Source organism: Cryobacterium serini (assembly GCF_004404025.1).
GTDB lineage: Bacteria > Actinomycetota > Actinomycetes > Actinomycetales > Microbacteriaceae > Cryobacterium > Cryobacterium serini.
Window position 1 is genome coordinate 225,703 of record NZ_SOHN01000011.1, and the last position, 19,321, is coordinate 245,023.

The window sequence follows — 19,321 nt, forward strand, 5'->3', positions numbered from 1 at the left end:
TGAGGGCGTTGTTGACCAAGCTCATCGCAGTAATGCGTCTCGCGGCCGTCGCGCTAGGGGTCGTGGCCATCATCGCGACCTTCGCTGACACCGCCACCAGGGCGACCATCAACCCGTTCAACTTCTTCGGGTTCTTCACCATGCAGAGCAACATCATTTGGCTCATAGTGATCGCGATCACGGGGATCCTCGTACTGCGTGGAAAGAAACAATCCAGTTTGCTGCTCCTCGCCCGCGGCTGTGCAACGGCGTACATGATTCTCGTCGGAGTTATTTACAACGCACTTCTCGCTGGCCAAGAAGGCGGCGTCGCCCTGGACTGGGCAAACAACGTCGTTCACATCATCCTTCCCATTTACGCCGTGCTCGACTGGATCCTCTTCGCCGACCGCCCGCCGCTGGCCTGGAAGCACCTCTGGGCCTCACTCATCTACCCGATGGTGTGGGTGGTCGTCGTGCTCATCCGGGGAGCCACCGACGGGTGGGTTCCTTACCCCTTCTTCAATCCCGCTACCGGATACGGACTCGTGTTCACCTACGTGCTGGCCATTGCGGTGCTGACCGTCGTCACCGCCGCAATCGTCTGGGCTCTCAGCCGACTGAAACGTGTGAAACTCGAGGCCGAGAGCGGTGCCCTGGGACAGGACAGTCGACAGTCCGTCTGATTGTCTCAGGGCATCTCTGACAGTTCTAAATGGGTGAAGACCGCCCAGAGCATCGGACATCACGTCTTAAAAGACCGCCCCATTCACGCGGGATTCCCGGATGCCTGCCCGGACGCTAGAGCCCCCACGGCGCGGTGCATTTCAGCGGCCCATTCCGCCACAGCGAACTTAGCGGTGGCGGACACGAAATAGATTATGCAGATTTGCACCCTGATCGCGACAAGGAAGACTGTTGCTGTTGAGCGTCTGAGCGCATCTCGCCTTGTTGTGGTTCGGCGGGTCGGCCAATCGTTCCAGTGGTTTAATCGCGGGTCGACGAGGTAGATGCTGACTGGTTGGCATCTCAGACACACCTCAAGCCGTCTCCGCTTCACCCCGTTGAGGTTGCATGGAGGCGATACGTCCTTCCGACCGGGGGGCACCTACAAGGTCGACGAGTTCTTCCTCCTCGTCGACGATGGCGTTCAGGACTCCGTCTGTCGGGTTGCCAAGGTACAGCTGAGGTATTGGAGCGCCAAACGCGCTCGCGGACACACAGCGTCAAGCCTTTGCCCGCTGCGCTGACTCATGCTGGCTGTCCGCTCTTCGCTGACCGAGTGAACGGGCATGTGAGATTCCTGGCGGGACCACCGCCCCATTGACCACTCGGCCGTGCGGAGCTTTGGAATCCAGGCTCCTCCCGAATATTTCGTTCTCAGGCCAGTTAGGCCATGCGACCCTATTTGTTGTGGTTGAGCCGGTCGCCGTCCGACGTCAGGTCGGCATCGGTGCGCATCGACAGCACCTCGAGGCCGGCCGTCTGCACCAACTCCTGGATAAGCTTCGTGGTGCCCGCAACGAGTGTCGAGTCGAAGTCAATCTCTGTTGCAAGAACCCAGGAATGATCCTCGGGCCACACGATGCTCGGCGACTGCGCCCACATGGGCTGATCGACCCAAGCCGCACGTTCAGGCCAAGCACTGTCCGCTAGGTCGTTCGCGCCGACTTCGAACAATACGTAGTGTCGCGCAGTTTTGCCGTGCAGATCGAACCGTGACCCTGTCGCGACCTCTCGAGAGAGCCACCCCGAACCTGGTTCCGGATCGCCGCCATCCTCACCACCCGTATCATCAACCCCTGCGGGCAGGCCGTCACTCGCCTCGAACGTGAACCGGGCAACGCCTGCCGAACTTGCGAGCCCTCCCCACCCCTCCCATGCTGCGGCGATGCCGGCAGCCGGAGTCCCGGTGTGACGGGCAAGAACCGCGGATGCTGCCGCAAGCGAGGCGTCGTCGATGCATCCCTCGCGCGGGGCCGCGTAGCGCCGGCCGTCTGGGGCGATCTCCATAGCGGCAGTACCGTCGTCGCGCGGTAGCAGTCGTGCGTACTGCGCTTCAGAGTGCATGGCTGTGCCGAAAGATGCCGCAGCGTTCGCCAGGTTGTCACCTCGGTCTCGAGCGCCTCCCCGATATCAGTGACACCGTCGAAGTGCGTACTCTCATCGACGCCCTGCCACGTCTTTGTGTCACGCGGGCGGTCGCGCTCAACCGGATGAAAGACGCGCGCGCACGCCTGGAAACCGCGAGGTACGACGGACAGAATGCTTCCGAATGGCTCAGCTTCCATCACCCGAAGCCACTCACCCCGTCCGCAGATCGCCACATTCCCCTCGCCGCCGCCGAAGAGACAGTCGCCGCAATACCTGCAGCCACATTCACCATCCTCGAGGGCGCCGGACACTTCTTGTTCCATGAACGGCCCGCCGCCGCACGAGACGCTGTAGACACATGGCTCGAGTCAGCTAAATAGCTGAACCGCAGCCAGGTGATGCCGCCAGACAACGTTCGACCACTGGGCCTGCGCGCGTCCGGGACGCCTCAGCAAACCTTCTACACCGCCCGATGCGACTTCGGGTAATCCTGCGTATCTGGACTTGGCAATACATCCGGCCACGTCCGTTCGGCCGGTCAAGCGCACGCCGCAGAAGGAACGGCCTGCGGGCCGACACTCAGAGCCCTTGGAACTCCAACTGGCTCTCAGCCCCGAGAATCGCCAATAATCGACTTCTCGGACACTAGCCCGCTCGATTTTCGGAATGCTCGCGATCACTGTCCGAGTTGACCTCCGCTGTAGCGAGAACGTCTGGCAAGGGTCGCAAGAACAGCCACGCTGCTACGGCAATAACCGCATACATCAGGTATAGCCCAATCCAGACCGTTAGGTCCAGGTCAATTCCGGCCCACGAGGACGGCAGCGGCAGGAGCACAATGAAGAACACGAGGAGCGCGAACCCGTACAGGCCACCCCAGACCCAGCGGTTCCACATGAAAATGCCGTGTCCACTGAGACCTCGCAGCGGAACCAGGGCGAGGGGAAGCCCCGCAAACGCGCCTATTGTCAGAGAGGCCAGCGTCTCAAGAGCGAATTGGCTACCGACATTCTTTCCCGGCTCCACGCCACCGGAAATGAGTGAATATGCGACCCAGGCGATCAAGCCAACGCCCATCGTGTAGCAGGTACTGATCAAGGTCGTCCGGATTTTGAGGTGGGTAGATGCTGTGGCGAAAGCGACCCCCGCCACAAGTCCGAACAGCAGGGCGGGTTGAAACTCGGTAATCCGGGTGAAGATCACAGCGGCAATCACGATGAGCAAAGACGCGGGCTTGAACTCGACACTGGGAGGGGCGGAGGGGGCGAGTCGGCGCATGACTGCGATGAGAATGAACCAACCGACCCCTAGCTCAAGGACAAAGGAGAAGGCGATGGACCCGAAGACACGAGCAGAAGCCGCCGTGAACCCGAAGCCTGGATCCACGAACGACGAGATCAATGCTGCAGTGAGCAGCCCGCCCGCAGCCGCTGCGAAGGTCTTCACCGTACGGCCTGCCTTGGGGGCGGCCACTCCCCCGTGGTGCCGCCGCTGCCAGCGTTCGAAACCTTCTTCAGTAGCCCGGTTTAGAAGTTGGGTAGGGAACGCAAGCAAAAGGACAAGAATCACCACCACGATCGCGGTGAGCGCGAGATGGCCTGCGTCCACACGCACGGCATCCGCCACAGGAAGAGTTGAAAGAACGCTCGGTGCTGCCGGCGACGCGCCGATCAGGCCAACGAAGCGCTCTTGGAGGGTTACATCCGCACCAACCCCCACTGCTGCCGGGTTATCCGCCTGTCCGTCGGCACCGGCATCATGTACAGCCTCTTGGCACGTGGCGATACCGGCGAAGATGCATGTGTCACCGCCGGCGAACGTACCTCTCCAGGTGTCGGTGGAGCCGACCGAGGTAGTAGTGTGATCGGGCTCGCAACTGTAGTCATGGTTGGGGGTGACGGCGACCAAGAGAAAAGATTCTGGTGTCGCGGTCATGGTCACGTGACGCTCAAACTCATACCCTTCCGGTTGGCACAACTCGCCCTCGCGGGGGAGAAACACGTTCATGGAGGCGATCCCGGCGCCGATGGTCATCGCCGAAGGGTCGAACCTACTGTCGTTGGTTCCAGCGCCGGTCACGTTGCAAGCGTCGGTCGAGCAGATGATTTGGATTCGCGCTGGTTGGTCGGGTTGTACCGTGCCAAATCCGCCGACACTTGAAAGCGTGCCGTCGTAGATAACGCTCCACATCTGGGCACCCGTCTGTAATCCGGATGCCGAGACAGGTGTTACCGTTTCCGCGAGTGAAATTAGGCTTGCGAGGACAGTAACTTGGACTGCGAAGAGCAGATAACCCATACGCATGAGGATCTGCCGTCAGCTCAAGGAATAGGTGTGCCGTTGATTGACAATCCCAGCGCCGGTTCGGCGAAGGACGGCCCGACGATCGTCGAGGTATCCCCTGGCACGATCAATGTTAACTCAAGGAAACCCGTACTGTCGGTGCCCCACGTCTTCGATCCGGCTGGCTGGTAGTCGCTAACGTACTCGGGGACGTTCAGTCTAGCTAGGGAAGCTGCCAATGTGTCAAACAGTTCCTGCCCAGCGCCGACATAATATGACCAGGTCCAGTCGATTGCTCCGCGCTGATAAGTGCAGGAAGGAATCGGCAAATCCAGGGCATCAGGTACGGGAGTTGTTTCGAACGGGACCTCGACCCACGCGTTTCCACCTGAGCTTGCAGAGTTGAGGGTGTCGGCGAGTCCAGTGGGGCACGCCGGGTATGTACTTACCGCAGGTTCAACCGTCGGTGTAGGCGAAGGAGTCTCTTCAGCGCTTGCTGAAGCGGTCGGCTTGGACCCTGAAGGTTCCTTCTCGGAAGTGCCGGTCGCGCACCCACTTAACATGACAGAAAGGAGCGCTGCCAGAGACATCGATGCCATCCGGAACGTTTTGATGGTGGCTCCTCCAACTACGCGGTCATAGATCGCAATGACATTCGGATTGCCGTAGAGCTCCGCGGCCCGAGATGCCGCGTCGGAACTTGAAAGACGGCATCGCTGGACTTAACGAAGATTATGGCGCGACCACCCTTGGTTGCATAGGCCTAAGCAAAAACAGTTGGTTCGCCGGTTCAAAGGCGGGTGGCCGCTCTGATGCAGCTGCATAGCGGCGGCCTGGTGTCGTCCGCACCGGCTTCGCCCCCGTTCGCCGGACTCCCTCGATGAGAGCTCGCGTGGTTCAGCCCGTTATCGCAGGCCGAGCCGCACATCCCGCGGGTGGTGCTGCAACCCAGTCGACGACCGCGTATCCGGTCGCGTTCGCTGACCATGAGACGACCGCTGCCGCCTGTTCGATGGTGACGATTGTGTTCTGCCCGGTGGCCGCAGCCTGCGTTCCTGGGTTGATCGTCCCGGACGACCAGCTGACCGCAACCGGGATGACACGGCCGCCTGCAGCATCGAGCCCCCAATGAGGCCAGTGGGGGGAGTTTAGACGGCTAGTTCGAGCCCTTCATTCTCGCCGTGTTACTTATTCCGTTTCGTGAGCGACCGACCTGTACAGTATGTGCATAATCCTCACAACTGTGACGCACTCCCGCGCTCATGGTTTCCCGTGATGGAAGAACGGAATCCCCGCATGAGAAAAATCTCGCTCGGTCTGGTCGGCATCGTCGCCGCAGCCGTCAGTCTCGCCATTGCAGTACCCGCGAACGCCGCCAGCAGCGTCCTCTACGTACCGGACAGCTTCAACTCCGCACTTTCTGACACGAGGGCGTCAGGGCACTACGAAGTGGTCGCTACCGGTCTCCACATTTATACCGACTCGACCACCAGCACAGACAAGGTCGCGGAGTACGTCGACACGAACACCCTGCTCGCCGCAGCCGGCGAACCAAACCTTGAGTACACGAACACAGCCGGGGGTATCCCCGGCGCCCAGCTCATCGCCGACTTCGACGCAGACGGCACTGCCGATGGGATCCTCATCGGAGAGCCTGCCACTTATGGCAACGACTGGTGGTTGAGCAACTCCGCAGACCTGTTCGTCAAGGACGGAGCACCGTCCCACATAGGCGGATTCGGCAGCAACAACCACGGCACCCTCGACCAGTGGCGCACCGCCTTCCCGAACGCTGTCGTCACCGCGTTCGGCTTCTCCCTCGGTTCAGGTGTCAAAGGCAATGGCGTCCTCAACGCGATCAACTTCGCTGGCACTGAATACACATTCGGAACTCCGACTGTGCTCGCGGGCAAGGACAACTGCAAAAACGGCGGGTGGAAAACTAGTACGAGTCCCGTCTTCAAGAATCAAGGTGACTGCGTCAGCTCTTTCGCCTCTTCGAAGGAGTAGTTGTACTCGGCAAGGACATTGGTGACAGTTCGGGCTCGTGAAAGGTGAGGGCCTCCGAGCTTAGGGACTGCAGATGATTAACACGCTGGTTTGATTTCTGATCCGGTTTCGGGGCATGAGCAACAACGGAACGGTCAGTGGCGTTCAGCGGATGGGTTGAGTCCATTGACCGCCATTGGCTGTTCCAATGTCGGTCTGTGTTTCCTCGCTGGGGCGGTCTAGCAGGTCCGTGGATGGCTCCGGCGTGAGGGTCTCGTCGCGTGGGATACGGATTTTGTTATGGTTTGATGTTGTTGGGTCGCTTGGCTGGTGCTTTTAGGCTACTTTTCTCCTCATCGATGGAGTTTCTGACCGATGACGAGATCGCGACCTTTGGCCGGTATGCGGTGACGTTGACGCAGGCGGACCTGGATCGGGTGTTTCCTCGACGACGCCGATCTGGTGTTGGTGGGCCGGCGTCGAGGCGAGCATATGAGGCTCAGATTCGCGTTGCAGTTAGTCACTATGCGCTGGCTGGGGACGCTCTTGAAAGATCCTGTGGATGTGACAGCGGTCGTGCTGGATTTCGTAGCAGACCAGTTGGATGTCACGGATTCGTTGCGAGTCAACGAGTACACCGTTACTGAGACACTCCCACCGTCCCGCGCGGAGCGCCCTGAAGTCTTCGACGAACTGACTAAGAACGGTCCCGCTGCTCTCTTCAGGCAATTACCTCGGCCTCGTCATCCAGGTGAGGATGCCCGAGATTACAAAGGACACGGCGTCAATACCGATTGCGAGCACGGTGAGGTCTAGTGCCAGAAGATTCCGGCTAGCAGAGGTCCAGCTCGGTGCCCACTTGTGTATGCGGCCTAAACGTTGCCGAAGCGAGCGTGTGATTACGTCGTGGCGTGTTTCCTATGACCGATTTTTTTGAGTTTCGGCAAAATGTGGGAAAATCGGCCACTTAATCAAAGAAGAACCCCCTACTCCCCAGTAAAACACTGGGGATTAGGGGGTTTTCGTGGCGGTACCGGTGGGATTTGAACCCACGGTGGAGTCTCCCCCACACGACTTTTCGAGAGTCGCACCTTCGGCCGCTCGGACACGGTACCGCGGACGATTCTAGTAGAGACTGGGGTCCGGCGCGAATCGGCGAACATGCAGCCGACACTCGGATGCCGCGGAGTAGCCTCAGCGGGTGACCTCACCAACTCCACGCATCCGTTCTGCCATCGCTACCGGAGCAGCCGTTGTCGCGACAGGCATTGTGCTCGTCAGCACCTGGTGGCGGCGCGACCTCGACCAGCAGAAGGCCATTCTCAACGAAACGCTTCCGGTGCACTCGGCGTGGTGGCGCGAAAACGCCAAGAACTCGGGCGAACTGCTCTACGTTGCTATTGGCGACAGTGCCGCCCAGGGCATCGGGGCCTCAAGCCCAAACAAAAGCTATGTCGGCGTTCTCGCTGATCACGTACGGCTGGCGACCGGACGGACGGTTCGCGTCGTGAATCTCAGCGTGTCGGGTGCCACGGTTGCATTGGCTGTGCGCGACCAGCTTCCGCGCTTTGACAAGCTCGAGCCCGACCTCATCACGGTCGCGATCGGCGCCAACGACATCGCCCAATGGAACCCTGAGACCTTTGAAACTGGTATCCGCTCTGTGTTCGACGCGCTGCCACCGCACGCCCTCGTCGCCGACCTCCCGTGCTTTCACCTGCCGCATAACGAAATCAAGGTAGCGGTGGCCAACGAGATCATTCGCCGGATCGCCGCCGATAACAAGCTAACGGTGGTTCCGCTGCACGCGACGACCAAACGGGCTGGCTTCCGCAGCATCTTGACGCACGTCGCCAAGGATCTCTTTCACCCCAACGACCGTGGATACCGGTCCTGGGCAGAAGCGTTTCTGCCGGCCATGAGTGCCGATATCGCGCACCGTTTCTCGGCAGTCAGCCATACGCCAATCGAGGCCGATTAGAGGCTGCGCCGCGCGCACGGCCGACTGTCGGTGGCCCCGGCTAGGCTCGGAATATGGCAAAATCCGTCTCCTCTTTTCGCTGCTCCGAGTGCGGCTGGACCACCCTGAAATGGGCGGGCCGCTGCGGCGAATGCCAGCAGTGGGGCACCGTGGTCGACGCCGGCCAGACAGCGGGCATTACCCGCAAGCTCAAGGCCATCACACTCGTCGGGGATGGTGTCGCGCGCCCCATCACGCACGTTGAAACGGATGCCGCCGCCCACTGGCCGACCGGCATCAACGAGTTCGACCGGGTGCTTGGCGGGGGCATCGTGCCCGGGTCGGTGATTCTGCTCAGCGGCGAGCCGGGCGTTGGCAAGTCCACGCTGCTGCTCGAAGTCGCGTCCAAAGCGGCGGCGGCAAAGAGCCGCGTGCTCTACGTCAGCGCCGAAGAGTCCGTGAGCCAGGTACGATTGCGCGCCGAACGCACCAACGCGCTCGAACCCGAACTGTACATCGCCGCCGAAACCGACCTCGGGGTCATTCTTGGTCAGATCGACGCGGTCAAGCCCGACCTCATTATCATCGACTCCGTGCAGACCGTGTCGAGTGCACTCTCCGACGGTTCGCCGGGCATGCCCAGCCAGGTGCGGGAGGTCGCATCCACTCTTATCCGGGTCGCCAAAGACCGCAATCTGCCGGTGCTGCTGGTCGGTCACGTCACCAAAGACGGCTCGATTGCCGGGCCGCGGGTGCTAGAGCACCTGGTCGACGTGGTCTGCCAGTTCGAAGGCGACCGCCAGACGTCGCTGCGATTCATTCGGGCGCTCAAGAATCGATTCGGACCGACCGACGAGGTCGGCTGCTTCGAGATGACCGGTGATGGCATCGCCGAGGTGCCCGACCCGAGCGGGTTGTTTCTGAGCCGAGCCACCGAGCCGGTCGATGGCACCTGTGTCACGGTCGCTCTGGAGGGTCGCCGCGCGATGCCGGTCGAGGTGCAGGCGCTCGTCACCGACACCCAGGCTCCGAACCCGCGCCGCGTCACGAGCGGCGTCGACTCAGCCCGCGTGGCCATGCTCCTCGCCGTGTTGCAGGAGCGTGCGGGCATGAATCTGTCGACAAAAGACGTCTACGTGTCAACGGTCGGCGGTATCCGTCTAAATGAACCGGCCGCCGACTTGGCAATCGCGCTCGCCATCGCCTCGGCGTTCACAGGGCTCGCAGTGGCACACAACGTGGTCGCGTTCGGTGAGATCAGCTTGGCCGGCGAGGTGCGCGGCGCGCTCATGTCCAAACAGCGCGTGAACGAGGCGGTGCGCCTGGGCTTCACGACCCAGATTGACGCCGCCTGCGGGTCGATCCACGCGGCGGTTGCCTTGGCGCTTGGCACCACCCGTAAGCCGCGCGACGCCGAACTGGATCGGGCGTGGGGATAGGCCAGGGCGGTTCAGCGGGTCGGTGACCCGCTGAACGCGCGATACAGACGCTCGATCGTTATTCGGTGTCGCCCTCACCGAGCTGCGGGCTCAGTGCCTTCAGCAGGTCGGCCGGAGCCGCCTGCATTACATTTGGCCCGGCAATATCGAAGAAGACCATTTCCAATGTCGAGGCGTGCACGGTGAGAAACTCCCGCAACCACTGGCCATCGCACACCATAACCTGCGGGTTGATGTCATCGGGAACCACACGCACGTAGTTCTCCGCCGCGGAGAAGAGCAGCAGCATCCGCTTGTCGGAGCCTTCGCGGCCAAAGACACGCACCTGTGCTGCCTCGCCGTTGACAACGAGTTGAGGCACGATCATGTAATCGTTGCGCAGCGCGTAGGCGACGGCGACGACGTCTTGCGCCGCCAGTGCGGCGGCGAGCGCCTCGGAACGGGTGTTGGCAGTCGTATCGGTCACTCACTCAGTCAATCAGCCACGGCCGTGCACGCCCAGCTGGCAGCACACGCCACGAGCGAACGGATACCGCAGCCCCGGCGCAAACCCTAGTTGAGAATCATCAGCGCCGGGTCGGCCGCTTCGATGCCGTCCACGGTCACGTGCAGGTAGTACGACGCTCCGCCAGCCGGAACCGCAGTGCGGGCTTCCGCTGCACAGGTGTCAACGGCCGAGCGCGTGCGATCCCAGGTAATCGCGGCAGCGAGGGGCATGACGACCCCGGGCTTGAGGGTTACCTGGGCGTCGATCGGGTTGGTCTGGCAGTCCGTCGAGGTCCAGTAAACGTCCGCGCCGCTCATCACGGTGAACACCTGCCTGGCGTTACCGGCGTTGATGACACAGTCGGTGGTTCCGATGTTAGTCAGGCTCAGCGATAGCTGCGGCAGCGCGTCCGCCGCGTAGTTGGTCGCGTCGGTAATGGCCGCGACCTCTACGGCCGATGGGTCGCATGCCGCGCCGGCGACGGCGGTGGCCGTCTCGGGAATCGTGGTGGCGGCATCCGTAGGTGCGGCCGAATTGGCCCCGGCGGCCGCAGGTGATTTCGAGGCGTCTGCGTCGCCTTTACTTGCTCCCGGCTGCATGATGATGAGAAACAAAATGACGAGCACGGCGAGAAGCCCGAGCCCCACTAGGAAACGCCGGCGCCGGTACACCTTGCTGGACTGGCGGCCGACCGATTGCTTGATCGTCGACATGCCCCAAGGTTATTGAAGACGGTGCCAGAATCCGGTAATGGTGTGCGTGTCGGCAGCAATTGATGCCGGAAGAATCCAAGGCCCGCCCGCAATCGAAGGCGTGCGGACGGACCCTGACAACCACGGAACTAGCGAAGTCCGTTCTTCAGCGGCTTCCTGGGGTGGTCGATTTTGACGTCGGTCCAACCGATCACGTCACCGCTCACATTCTGCACGGAAACGCTGTATCGGCCGTGCTTGACGTCGTCGGCGAGATTGACGCTCACAGTGCCCTCGGCATTCACGAGCAACCAGCCACCGAGGTCGTCGGCCTTCTTCTTGGAGTAGGCCCACACCGACACATATTGCCCGGCGTGCTTCATTCCGACCTCGACCACAACCCTGTCACCGGCGCGATATGTATTCCGGTCGGTGTCGATCGCGCCCTTGAGTTTCTTCGTCAGCTCCTTCGCCGAGGCAGCCGTGGGCGCCTCGCCCGGCTCGGCAGTTACAGCCACCGCGACGGCCAGCCGCACAACGGTGCTTGACTCGACGGCTGTCATTTCCAGCAGGCTGTTCTCGACCGCGTCGGCCGGTACTGTAACGGTCACGGTGGCCGTCCCCGTCGAATCAACGGATGCCGTACCCACGTCAGTCCCCGACCACTTCAGCGCGAGTTGCGTGTTCTTCGGAGCGCCGAGCGAGGTGAGGTTGAGACTTCCGACCGTGAGGGTGAGAGTGTCACCCGGGTTGACCGGTGCCGTGGGGCCCCCGGTGATCGAGGCCTGGTTAGCCTTAAACGACGGCGACAGCGGGCTGTTGTGCTGAATGTAGGAAATCCAGGCGTCCCGGTCGACGAGGCCGGAGTCTCGCGTGTCCGTTCCATTCTTGAACTCGCGAAAATTGTCGCCGCCGGTGAGTAGAAAGTTGAACGAACCGATGCGATAAGACTGTGCCGGATCGAGCTGCGTCCCACCGATCCAGATACCCGTCACACGGTCCCCCGCTGCACGAGCGGCATCGAAGGTGTAATTCACGTTGTCGCTCAAGCCGAGTTGCAGGAACGGACGGCTCGGAATCGTGCCGTCCGCGTTGGTCTGCCACTGCTGTTCGAGAACGGTCTTGAACTGTGCGCCGGTAAGACTTGTCGTCCACAGGTTGTTCAGGAACGGCAGCACAGCGTTCGCCTCGGCATACGTCACGACACCGTCGGGAGCGCGTAAGAGGTCGGCACGCATACCACCGGGGTTGACGATGCCGATCTCGGCACCGCCGATAGCGGGATCGGCCAGGGACTCGCGCAGCGAGTTTGCGACGAGGGTGCCCATAGAAGAGGGCGCCATGCGGTTTTCGGCGCACGGGGCGACTCCGCCGACGCAGGCTCGGGTGATATCGGCGGTGATCGACCCCACCGGTACGTTGCCCTGGATCGCAGCCTCCGCCAGCGCGGCGTTCGTTATTGCCTGAACTTCAGCAGCGCGCGGGTAGGCGGCCACGAGGTCGGCATCGGGCACGGTGGAGCGGGCTACGTTGCGGTTGGTCACGGTGGTCGTGTCACCCGAGGCGATGTCGTAGCTGAGCACAACCTGCCCGATGTTCTCACCGTAGTTGCCGGTCTGCAGCACGGGACGAGTCACGCCATCAGCCGCACCGGGGACCTGCGCGTCCCACGCGTACTGCTTGTGCGTGTGGCCGGTAAAGATCGCGTCGACCGCAGCCGTTGTGTCATTCACGATGCTCGCAAAGGCTCCGCCGGCGGCGAGCTCCTGCTCAAGCGTTGCACCGTCGGGGATTCCCGCGCCCGCGCCCTCGTGGTACTCGGCGATCAGCACATCCGCTTCACCGTTAGACGGGTCGCCGTCGGTCAGTTGAGATGCCACTCGGTTGACAGCTGCGACCGGGTCGCCGAAGCTCAGGGTCGCGATTCCGTTGGGTGACACGAGTGCGGGGGTCTCTTCGGTGACCGCCCCGATTACACCCACGGTGATGCCGGCCACATCGAGCAGTGCGTATTCCTTCATCGCGGGAGTTTCCGTGCCGACGTTGTAGACATTCGCTCCGAGATAGTCGAAGTCGGCCGCGTCGGCCACCCGGCCGGTGAGGTCAGCGAAGCCCTGGTCGAACTCGTGGTTGCCCACGCCGGAGGCGGCGAGGCCGAGGGCGTTGAGCACGTCAATAGTGGGCCGGTCATTTTGCGACGCCGACGCGAACAACGAGGCGCCGATATTGTCGCCGTCGGAAAGGAACAGCGAGTTCGCGTCGCCGTACTCGGCCCGCAGCTGTTCAACTGTTCCGGCGAACTTGACGGTGTTCGCATCAATGCGTCCGTGGAAATCGTTGATGTTGAGCAGATTGAGCTCGATCGCGGTGGGGGCCGCGAGGTTAAGTCCGAGGATAACCGGGTCGTGGTCTGAGGACCGGAAGGCATCGGCGACGTAGAAGTCGGTCACATTGTTGTTGTAGCGACTGTACTCGAGGGCGACCGATTCGACGGAGTTGATGTTCCAGACGTCGACGGCGTTCACCGTGGCATCCGCTTCGGGCGAAGCGAACACGTGGTCGAGTGAGCCGACCGTGCCGCCGAAAGCGTAGGTGTACTCGCCGCTCTTGTTGCCCTGGTTGATGTAGCCGGCCTTGAGCAGCACCTGAATGGGATCTTCACGGTCGTAGGCGTTGAAGTCACCGGTGAGAAAAACCCGGTCAATGCCGGAATCGGCCTTCATCTGATCGGCGAAGGCTACGAGCGCCGTGGCCTGCTCGACCCGCGTTGGGTTGGAGGCGCCCTGCCCGTCGCCCTGGTCGGCGTTGTCCCCGGTGCCGGACCCCTTCGATTTAAAGTGGTTGACGATGGCGAGGAAGCTGCTCTCCTCATCGCCGACGAGCGCAAATGCCTGCGCGAGCGGCTCGCGTGCGCGACCGTTGAACGCGATGGATTCGGTCAGAATGACCGACTTCCCCACCGTTTCAACGAGGGCCGGCTTGTAGATGAACGCGGTGCGAATGACGTCTTCACTAGCTGGAAGCGCCGCCGGCGAGGCCACAAACGCCCAAACGTCACTGCCCGCGGCCGTGTTGAGCGCCGCGGTCAGGTTGCCGAGGGCATCGTCGCGGTCCTTGCCGAATGCGGCTGAGTTTTCGATCTCTTCGAGCGACACCACGTCGGCGTCGAGTGCGTTGATGGCCGAGACGATCTTGGCCTGCTGGCGTTCGAAACTGAGCTGGGTCGCGGCGCCGCGGGCGTCGCATCCGCCCCTCACCGTGGTCGGCACGCCGGCCCGGTCGTTGTAATACCGGCAGCCCTCGAGAGTGTCCCCGGTGGTGGAGAAATAGTTCAGAACGTTGAAACTCGCCAGGCGGATGTCCCCACCCACGTCTACCGGCGCGCTCGTGCGGGTGTCGGCAAAGGTCACCGGCTGCACGGTCGCGGCGTTGCCCGCGACGAGGGCCGTGGTCGGCTGCATTTTCCAGGCGTCGTTGCGAAAGTCGAAGACGACCGGTGACAGGAACGACACCGCGGCGCCGATGCGCACCGGAGCGGTCGTCGACAAGTACGGAACCGGGCTGCCCTGGTTGGCGGCGGCGAGGTAGTTGGTCGTGGCCCCATCGTCGAGGGTGACCGCGCGGCCGGCATTCTCGGCGAGGGCGGCCTGGTATTCGGCCGAGCCCGGCAGTGCCGTGACGGTCGGGTTCACAAGCGGTGTCGTTCCGGCGGCAAGGCCGATCTCGGCATACTGGTTGGTCGTGTAGTTGTTAGTGACGGTGTAGTCACCCTGCGGCGCGAGCAGCATGCCCTCGAGGGTTTCCCGCTGTTCCTCGCTGGTCGGCAATAAGACCGTAGCCGGTGCCACCGCGACAGCAGGGTCAGTGAGCTGGATGACGTCGCTAGCGGTCCCGAAGGTCACCTCCGTCATTCCGAAGAATTCCACGACGGTGCCCACGACCTGCACGTGGTCCCCGACTTGCACGTCGGCCTGTGCCGAGTTGGAGTATGCGAAAACGCCGTGCGAAGCAGAGTGGCTGGCGAGATCCAGTTGGCCACCGGTACCAGCGGTCTGCAGGTAGAACCCGTCGAAGCCACCCGTCGGGTAGGCGGCCGTGACCACGCCGGAGGTCTTGACGACGGTTCCGGCGAGCGGGCTCGCATCGGTCGTGCCCTGGATCGCATTGATCGCTGTCAGGGCGTCGGGCACCGGCGTCGGGTCAGGATCTGGGTCCGGACCAACCGGGGTTCCCGTGTCACCGGCTGTATTCGTTGGCGTGGGCGCCTTCGAACTGAAGTCGGCGAAGTTGACATCGGTGTCAGCAGAGGTCGTGCGATTCACCGAGGTGGTGACGGATGCAGCGGGTGCGGCCGTTCCCTCAAACGTGTTCGACGTTCCGTAGCCGATCAGGTCGAGGATTTGGGTCTGCCCGGTGAGCGACCCGGTTGCGGGCGCGGTGAGCGCGGTGGACTGGTTGGCGAAGAAGATCGTGCCGGCGGCGGCGGAGAAAGAGGTTCCAAAGGAGGCATCTGCCGTGGGCAGGGTAGCCCCGTTGGCCGCGTTCGAGCTGCCCTGCACGAGGTAGTGTCCCCCGGCGGCAATCGTACCGGTCAGGGCGACGACCCCGGTCGGGTTCGACGATCCGTTGGCCGAGCGATATTGAATCGAGGTGCCGTCGAGCGATACGTCGTCGGCAGTCGGATTGTAAAGCTCGACGAACTTGTTCAGGTAGGTCGCGCCCGAGCTTCCCCCGTTCAGGTACGCCTCATTGATGACGACTCCGGTGCCGGCGGTGTTAGCGCTGGCCGGTAGGGCAATGATTGGAGCGGCCGCGAGGCTCACCCCGAGAAGTGTGGCGAAAACCAGCCTGGAGCGGCGGCGAACGGCGGATGACATGGATCTCCTCATTCATAGGTCGTGTCACTACACCTGGGGCCGTGCTGGAGATAGATCTCCCGGCCCACGGATTGGCGGGTGCAATTGATCGCAGCCTAGCGACGGCCCATGTCCGGGGGGTAAACACCGCGTACTTTGCTCGTATGAGCACTGTTTAATACCCGATCCGGCCGATCCGAGCGAAATTTGTCAGTTCAGGCGCTTCACCATGCGGGTGTTTCCGAGGGTGTTCGGCTTCACCCGAGCCAGGTCGAGAAACTCGGCCACACCCTCATCGGGCGAGCGCACGAGTTCGGCGTAGACGGCCGGGGCGACGGTTTCGGTGCCCATGTCGCTGAAACCGTTGCGAGCGAAGAATCCCACCTCGAAGGTGAGGCAGAACAGTCGGCTGAGGCCGAGGTCTTGGGCATCCGTTTCGAGGCGTTGCATCATCGTGTAGCCGACGCCGCGGCCGAGCCAGTTCGCATCCACGGCAAGGGTGCGCACCTCGCCGAGGTCTTCCCACATGACGTGGAGGGCGCCGCAGCCGATCAGCTTCCCTGAAGAGTCAACGGCCACCCGAAATTCCTGCACCGCCTCGTAGAACACGACGCGGTCCTTACCGAGCAGGATGCGCTGCTGCACGAGCGGTTCGACGAGCGCTTCGATGCCGGGCACGTCACTCGTGCGGGCGCGGCGTACCGTGTATCCCGTTTCTAAATTCACTCCTCCAGTCTATTGATCCCCCTTCCACCGACTCTCCCCGCGCATAACTCCTGCAATTCGTGTTCGCTTCAACCGGCAACTCCTGGAAAGACGCGGAATTTGACCCGATGCTTCAGAATTTGCAGGAGTTGTGCGAACGCACGGCCGCCCCGGGCACAGAAAAGGCCCGACAGACGAATCTGTCGGGCCTCTTTCTACGAAACTTCTAGTCGCTGGTGATGGCCAGGTCGGGGGTGGCCGGACCGGTTCCGATCGCGGCGGACGTGTTCACTCCCACGCCGACCGGGTCAACCCTGGTCGTTGTGGTGAAGATGTACTCGCCGTCGACGTAGTCCACGTGCACGTGGTCACCGGCGTTGAGCTCACCCTGCAGGATCTTCTCCGACAGCCGGTCCTCTACCTCGCGCTGGATCGCACGACGCAGCGGCCGAGCACCGAGCGTTGGGTCGAAGCCGACCTCGATCAGGTGTTCCTTCGCCGGGACGGTGACCTCAACGGTCATGTCACGGTCGAGCAGACGCACACCGAGACGCTTGATGAACAGGTCGACGATCTGCAGCAACTCGGGCTTGGTCAGCTGCGGGAATACGATGATCTCGTCCACGCGGTTGAGGAACTCGGGCTTGAAGTGCTTCTTGAGCTCGTCCTTCACCTTGCCGGCCATGCGCTCGTACCCGGTGGTGCTGTCGCCTTCCAGCTGGAAGCCGACGGGTCCACCCGAGATGTCCTTGGTGCCGAGGTTGGTGGTCATGATGATGACGGTGTTCTTGAAGTCGACCACGCGACCCTGGCCATCCGTCAACCGTCCCTCTTCCAGAATCTGCAGCAGGGAGTTGAAGATGTCGGGGTGAGCCTTCTCGATCTCATCGAACAGCACCACGGAGAACGGCTTACGACGCACCTTCTCGGTGAGCTGGCCGCCCTCTTCGAAGCCGACGAACCCGGGAGGTGCACCGAACAGGCGCGACACGGTGTGCTTCTCGCCGTACTCACTCATGTCGAGCGAGATCATGGCGGCCTCGTCGTCGAAGAGGAACTCGGCGAGCGCCTTGGCGAGCTCGGTCTTACCAACGCCGGTGGGGCCGGCGAAGACGAACGAACCGGAGGGACGCTTCGGGTCCTTCAGGCCAGCACGGGTGCGACGGATGGTCTTGGCGAGCGCCGAGATGGCCTCTTCCTGACCGATGACGCGCTGGTGCAGTGCCTTCTCCATGAAGACCAGCCGCGAGGATTCTTCCTCGGTGAGCTTGAACACCGGAATACCGGTGGCCTGGGCCAGGACTTCGGCGATCAGGCCCTCGTCGACGACCGCGGTGGTCTTGACGTCGCCGGACTTCCACTTCTTCTCAAGGCGCAGACGCTCGCCGAGGAGGTTCTTCTCCTCGTCGCGCAGGCCGGCGGCCTTCTCGAAGTCCTGCTCTTCAATGGCGAGTTCCTTGGCGGCACGCACCACGGCGATCTTCTCGTCGAATTCACGCAGCTCTGGCGGGCTCGAGAGGATCGAGAGGCGCAGGCGGGCGCCGGCTTCGTCGATCAGGTCGATGGCCTTGTCGGGCAGGAACCGGTCGGAGACGTAACGGTCGGCGAGGTTTGCCGCGGCCACGAGTGCACCGTCGGTGATGGACACCTTGTGGTGCGCCTCATACCGGTCGCGCAGTCCCTTGAGGATGTTAATGGTGTGCGGCAGCGACGGCTCGTCGACCTGGATCGACTGGAAGCGGCGCTCGAGGGCGGCATCCTTCTCGAAGTGCTTGCGGTACTCGTCGAGGGTGGTCGCACCAATGGTCTGCAGTTCACCACGGGCGAGGAGCGGCTTCAGGATCGACGCGGCGTCGATTGCGCCCTCGGCGGCACCGGCACCCACGAGGGTGTGGATTTCGTCGATGAAGACGATGATGTCGCCGCGGGTGCGGATCTCCTTGGTGACCTTTTTCAGGCGCTCTTCGAAGTCACCGCGGTAGCGGCTGCCGGCGATGAGCGAGCCGAGGTCGAGCGAGTAGAGCTGCTTGTCCTTGAGCGTCTCGGGCACATCGCCCTTGACGATGGCCTGGGCGAGGCCCTCGACGACGGCGGTCTTGCCGACTCCGGGCTCACCGATCAGTACGGGGTTGTTCTTGGTGCGACGCGAGAGGATCTGCATGACCCGCTCGATTTCTTTCTCGCGCCCGATGACCGGGTCGAGTTTGTTGTCGCGGGCCATCTGGGTGAGGTTACGACCGAACTGGTCGAGCACCTGGCTGCCGGCCGTGTTGGCCGCCTGCTCGTTGGCGCCGACCTGCACCTGCTCCTTGCCCTGGTAACCGGAGAGGAGCTGGATGACCTGCTGGCGCACGCGATTGAGGTCGGCACCGAGCTTGACGAGAACCTGGGCGGCGACGCCCTCACCCTCGCGAATGAGTCCGAGCAGAATGTGCTCGGTTCCAATGTAGTTGTGGCCGAGCTGCAGCGCTTCGCGCAGGCTCAGCTCGAGAACCTTCTTCGCACGCGGCGTGAAGGGGATGTGGCCGGTGGGCTGCTGCTGCCCCTGGCCGATGATGTCCTGAACCTGCTCGCGCACGGCGTCCAGCGAGATGCCGAGGCTCTCTAAAGCCTTCGCGGCGACGCCTTCACCCTCGTGAATCAGCCCGAGCAGAATGTGCTCGGTACCGATGTAGTTGTGGTTAAGCATCTTGGCCTCTTCCTGGGCCAAAACGACGACGCGACGAGCTCGGTCGGTAAATCTTTCAAACATGTGATCGCTCCCTTGGCGCCAGGGCAGTTGGTGCCGTTACATTGAGAGTAGCCAGCCTGCGCCGCTTCCGGGCGTTTGTTCGCCG

General features: G+C 62.5%; 13 protein-coding genes and 1 tRNA gene. 6 read left to right on the forward strand and 8 right to left on the reverse strand.

The annotated features are described in order from the left end of the window. Positions 1-11: 11 nt before the first annotated feature. Positions 12-665 (forward strand): Pr6Pr family membrane protein, encoded by a 654-nt coding sequence (locus tag E3T51_RS10335; RefSeq protein ID WP_198417857.1) that lies wholly within the window; start codon positions 12-14, stop codon positions 663-665. A 718-nt stretch (positions 666-1,383) separates the two neighbouring features. Here E3T51_RS10335 and E3T51_RS10340 read toward each other — a convergent pair. Continuing rightward, positions 1,384-2,049, reverse strand: coding sequence for a hypothetical protein (locus tag E3T51_RS10340; RefSeq protein ID WP_241989263.1), 666 nt, complete (start codon positions 2,047-2,049; stop codon positions 1,384-1,386). 14 nt (positions 2,050-2,063) lie between these two features. Here E3T51_RS10340 and E3T51_RS17155 point away from each other — a divergent pair, with 14 nt between their 5' ends. Further along, positions 2,064-2,453, forward strand: a complete 390-nt coding sequence (locus tag E3T51_RS17155; RefSeq protein ID WP_241989264.1) for an alpha/beta fold hydrolase — start codon at positions 2,064-2,066, stop codon at positions 2,451-2,453. Between the two features lie 265 nt (positions 2,454-2,718). On the opposite strand, the gene E3T51_RS10345 is transcribed toward E3T51_RS17155, so the two are convergent. Further along, positions 2,719-4,152 (reverse strand): hypothetical protein, encoded by a 1,434-nt coding sequence (locus tag E3T51_RS10345; protein ID WP_134529750.1) that lies wholly within the window; start codon positions 4,150-4,152, stop codon positions 2,719-2,721. A gap of 1,500 nt (positions 4,153-5,652) precedes the next feature. Between E3T51_RS10345 and E3T51_RS10350 the strand changes: the two genes are divergently transcribed. Together E3T51_RS10350 and E3T51_RS17530 are read left to right on the forward strand one after the other, a co-directional pair. Next, the gene (locus E3T51_RS10350; RefSeq protein WP_134529751.1) at positions 5,653-6,366 is read left to right on the forward strand and encodes a hypothetical protein; all 714 of its coding nucleotides are present in this window, start codon (positions 5,653-5,655) and stop codon (positions 6,364-6,366) included. A 411-nt stretch (positions 6,367-6,777) separates the two neighbouring features. Beyond that, positions 6,778-7,161 carry a DUF4158 domain-containing protein gene (locus tag E3T51_RS17530; RefSeq protein ID WP_134529829.1) on the forward strand — a complete coding sequence of 128 codons (384 nt, stop codon included), beginning with the start codon at positions 6,778-6,780 and terminating at the stop codon, positions 7,159-7,161. Positions 7,162-7,370: 209 nt separating this feature from the next. Here the strand turns inward: E3T51_RS17530 and E3T51_RS10360 are convergent. Further along, positions 7,371-7,460, reverse strand: a tRNA-Ser gene (locus E3T51_RS10360). Positions 7,461-7,546: 86 nt separating this feature from the next. Between E3T51_RS10360 and E3T51_RS10365 the strand changes: the two genes are divergently transcribed. Both E3T51_RS10365 and radA read left to right on the forward strand, forming a co-directional pair. Further along, entirely contained in the window at positions 7,547-8,326 is a 780-nt protein-coding gene (locus tag E3T51_RS10365; RefSeq protein ID WP_241989265.1) for an SGNH/GDSL hydrolase family protein, read from the forward strand. 53 nt (positions 8,327-8,379) lie between these two features. Then, positions 8,380-9,744, forward strand: coding sequence for a DNA repair protein RadA (gene radA / locus E3T51_RS10370; protein WP_134529752.1), 1,365 nt, complete (start codon positions 8,380-8,382; stop codon positions 9,742-9,744). A gap of 58 nt (positions 9,745-9,802) precedes the next feature. Here the strand turns inward: radA and E3T51_RS10375 are convergent, their stop codons facing one another. From E3T51_RS10375 to E3T51_RS10395, 5 genes are all read right to left on the reverse strand, one after another. Further along, complete coding sequence (locus E3T51_RS10375) at positions 9,803-10,210, reverse strand: dehydrogenase (RefSeq protein WP_104193501.1); 408 nt, start codon at positions 10,208-10,210, stop codon at positions 9,803-9,805. An 86-nt stretch (positions 10,211-10,296) separates the two neighbouring features. Further along, a complete protein-coding gene (locus E3T51_RS10380; protein ID WP_134529753.1) occupies positions 10,297-10,944 on the reverse strand; it encodes a hypothetical protein in 648 nt (215 codons plus the stop codon). A 128-nt stretch (positions 10,945-11,072) separates the two neighbouring features. Then, positions 11,073-15,800, reverse strand: a complete 4,728-nt coding sequence (locus E3T51_RS10385; protein ID WP_134529754.1) for an ExeM/NucH family extracellular endonuclease — start codon at positions 15,798-15,800, stop codon at positions 11,073-11,075. Between the two features lie 189 nt (positions 15,801-15,989). Next, on the reverse strand, positions 15,990-16,505 hold the full coding sequence (locus tag E3T51_RS10390) for an amino-acid N-acetyltransferase (protein WP_134529755.1): 516 nt from the start codon (positions 16,503-16,505) through the stop codon (positions 15,990-15,992). Positions 16,506-16,710: 205 nt separating this feature from the next. Beyond that, positions 16,711-19,236 carry an ATP-dependent Clp protease ATP-binding subunit gene (locus tag E3T51_RS10395; protein WP_104193505.1) on the reverse strand — a complete coding sequence of 842 codons (2,526 nt, stop codon included), beginning with the start codon at positions 19,234-19,236 and terminating at the stop codon, positions 16,711-16,713. Positions 19,237-19,321: the final 85 nt, after the last annotated feature.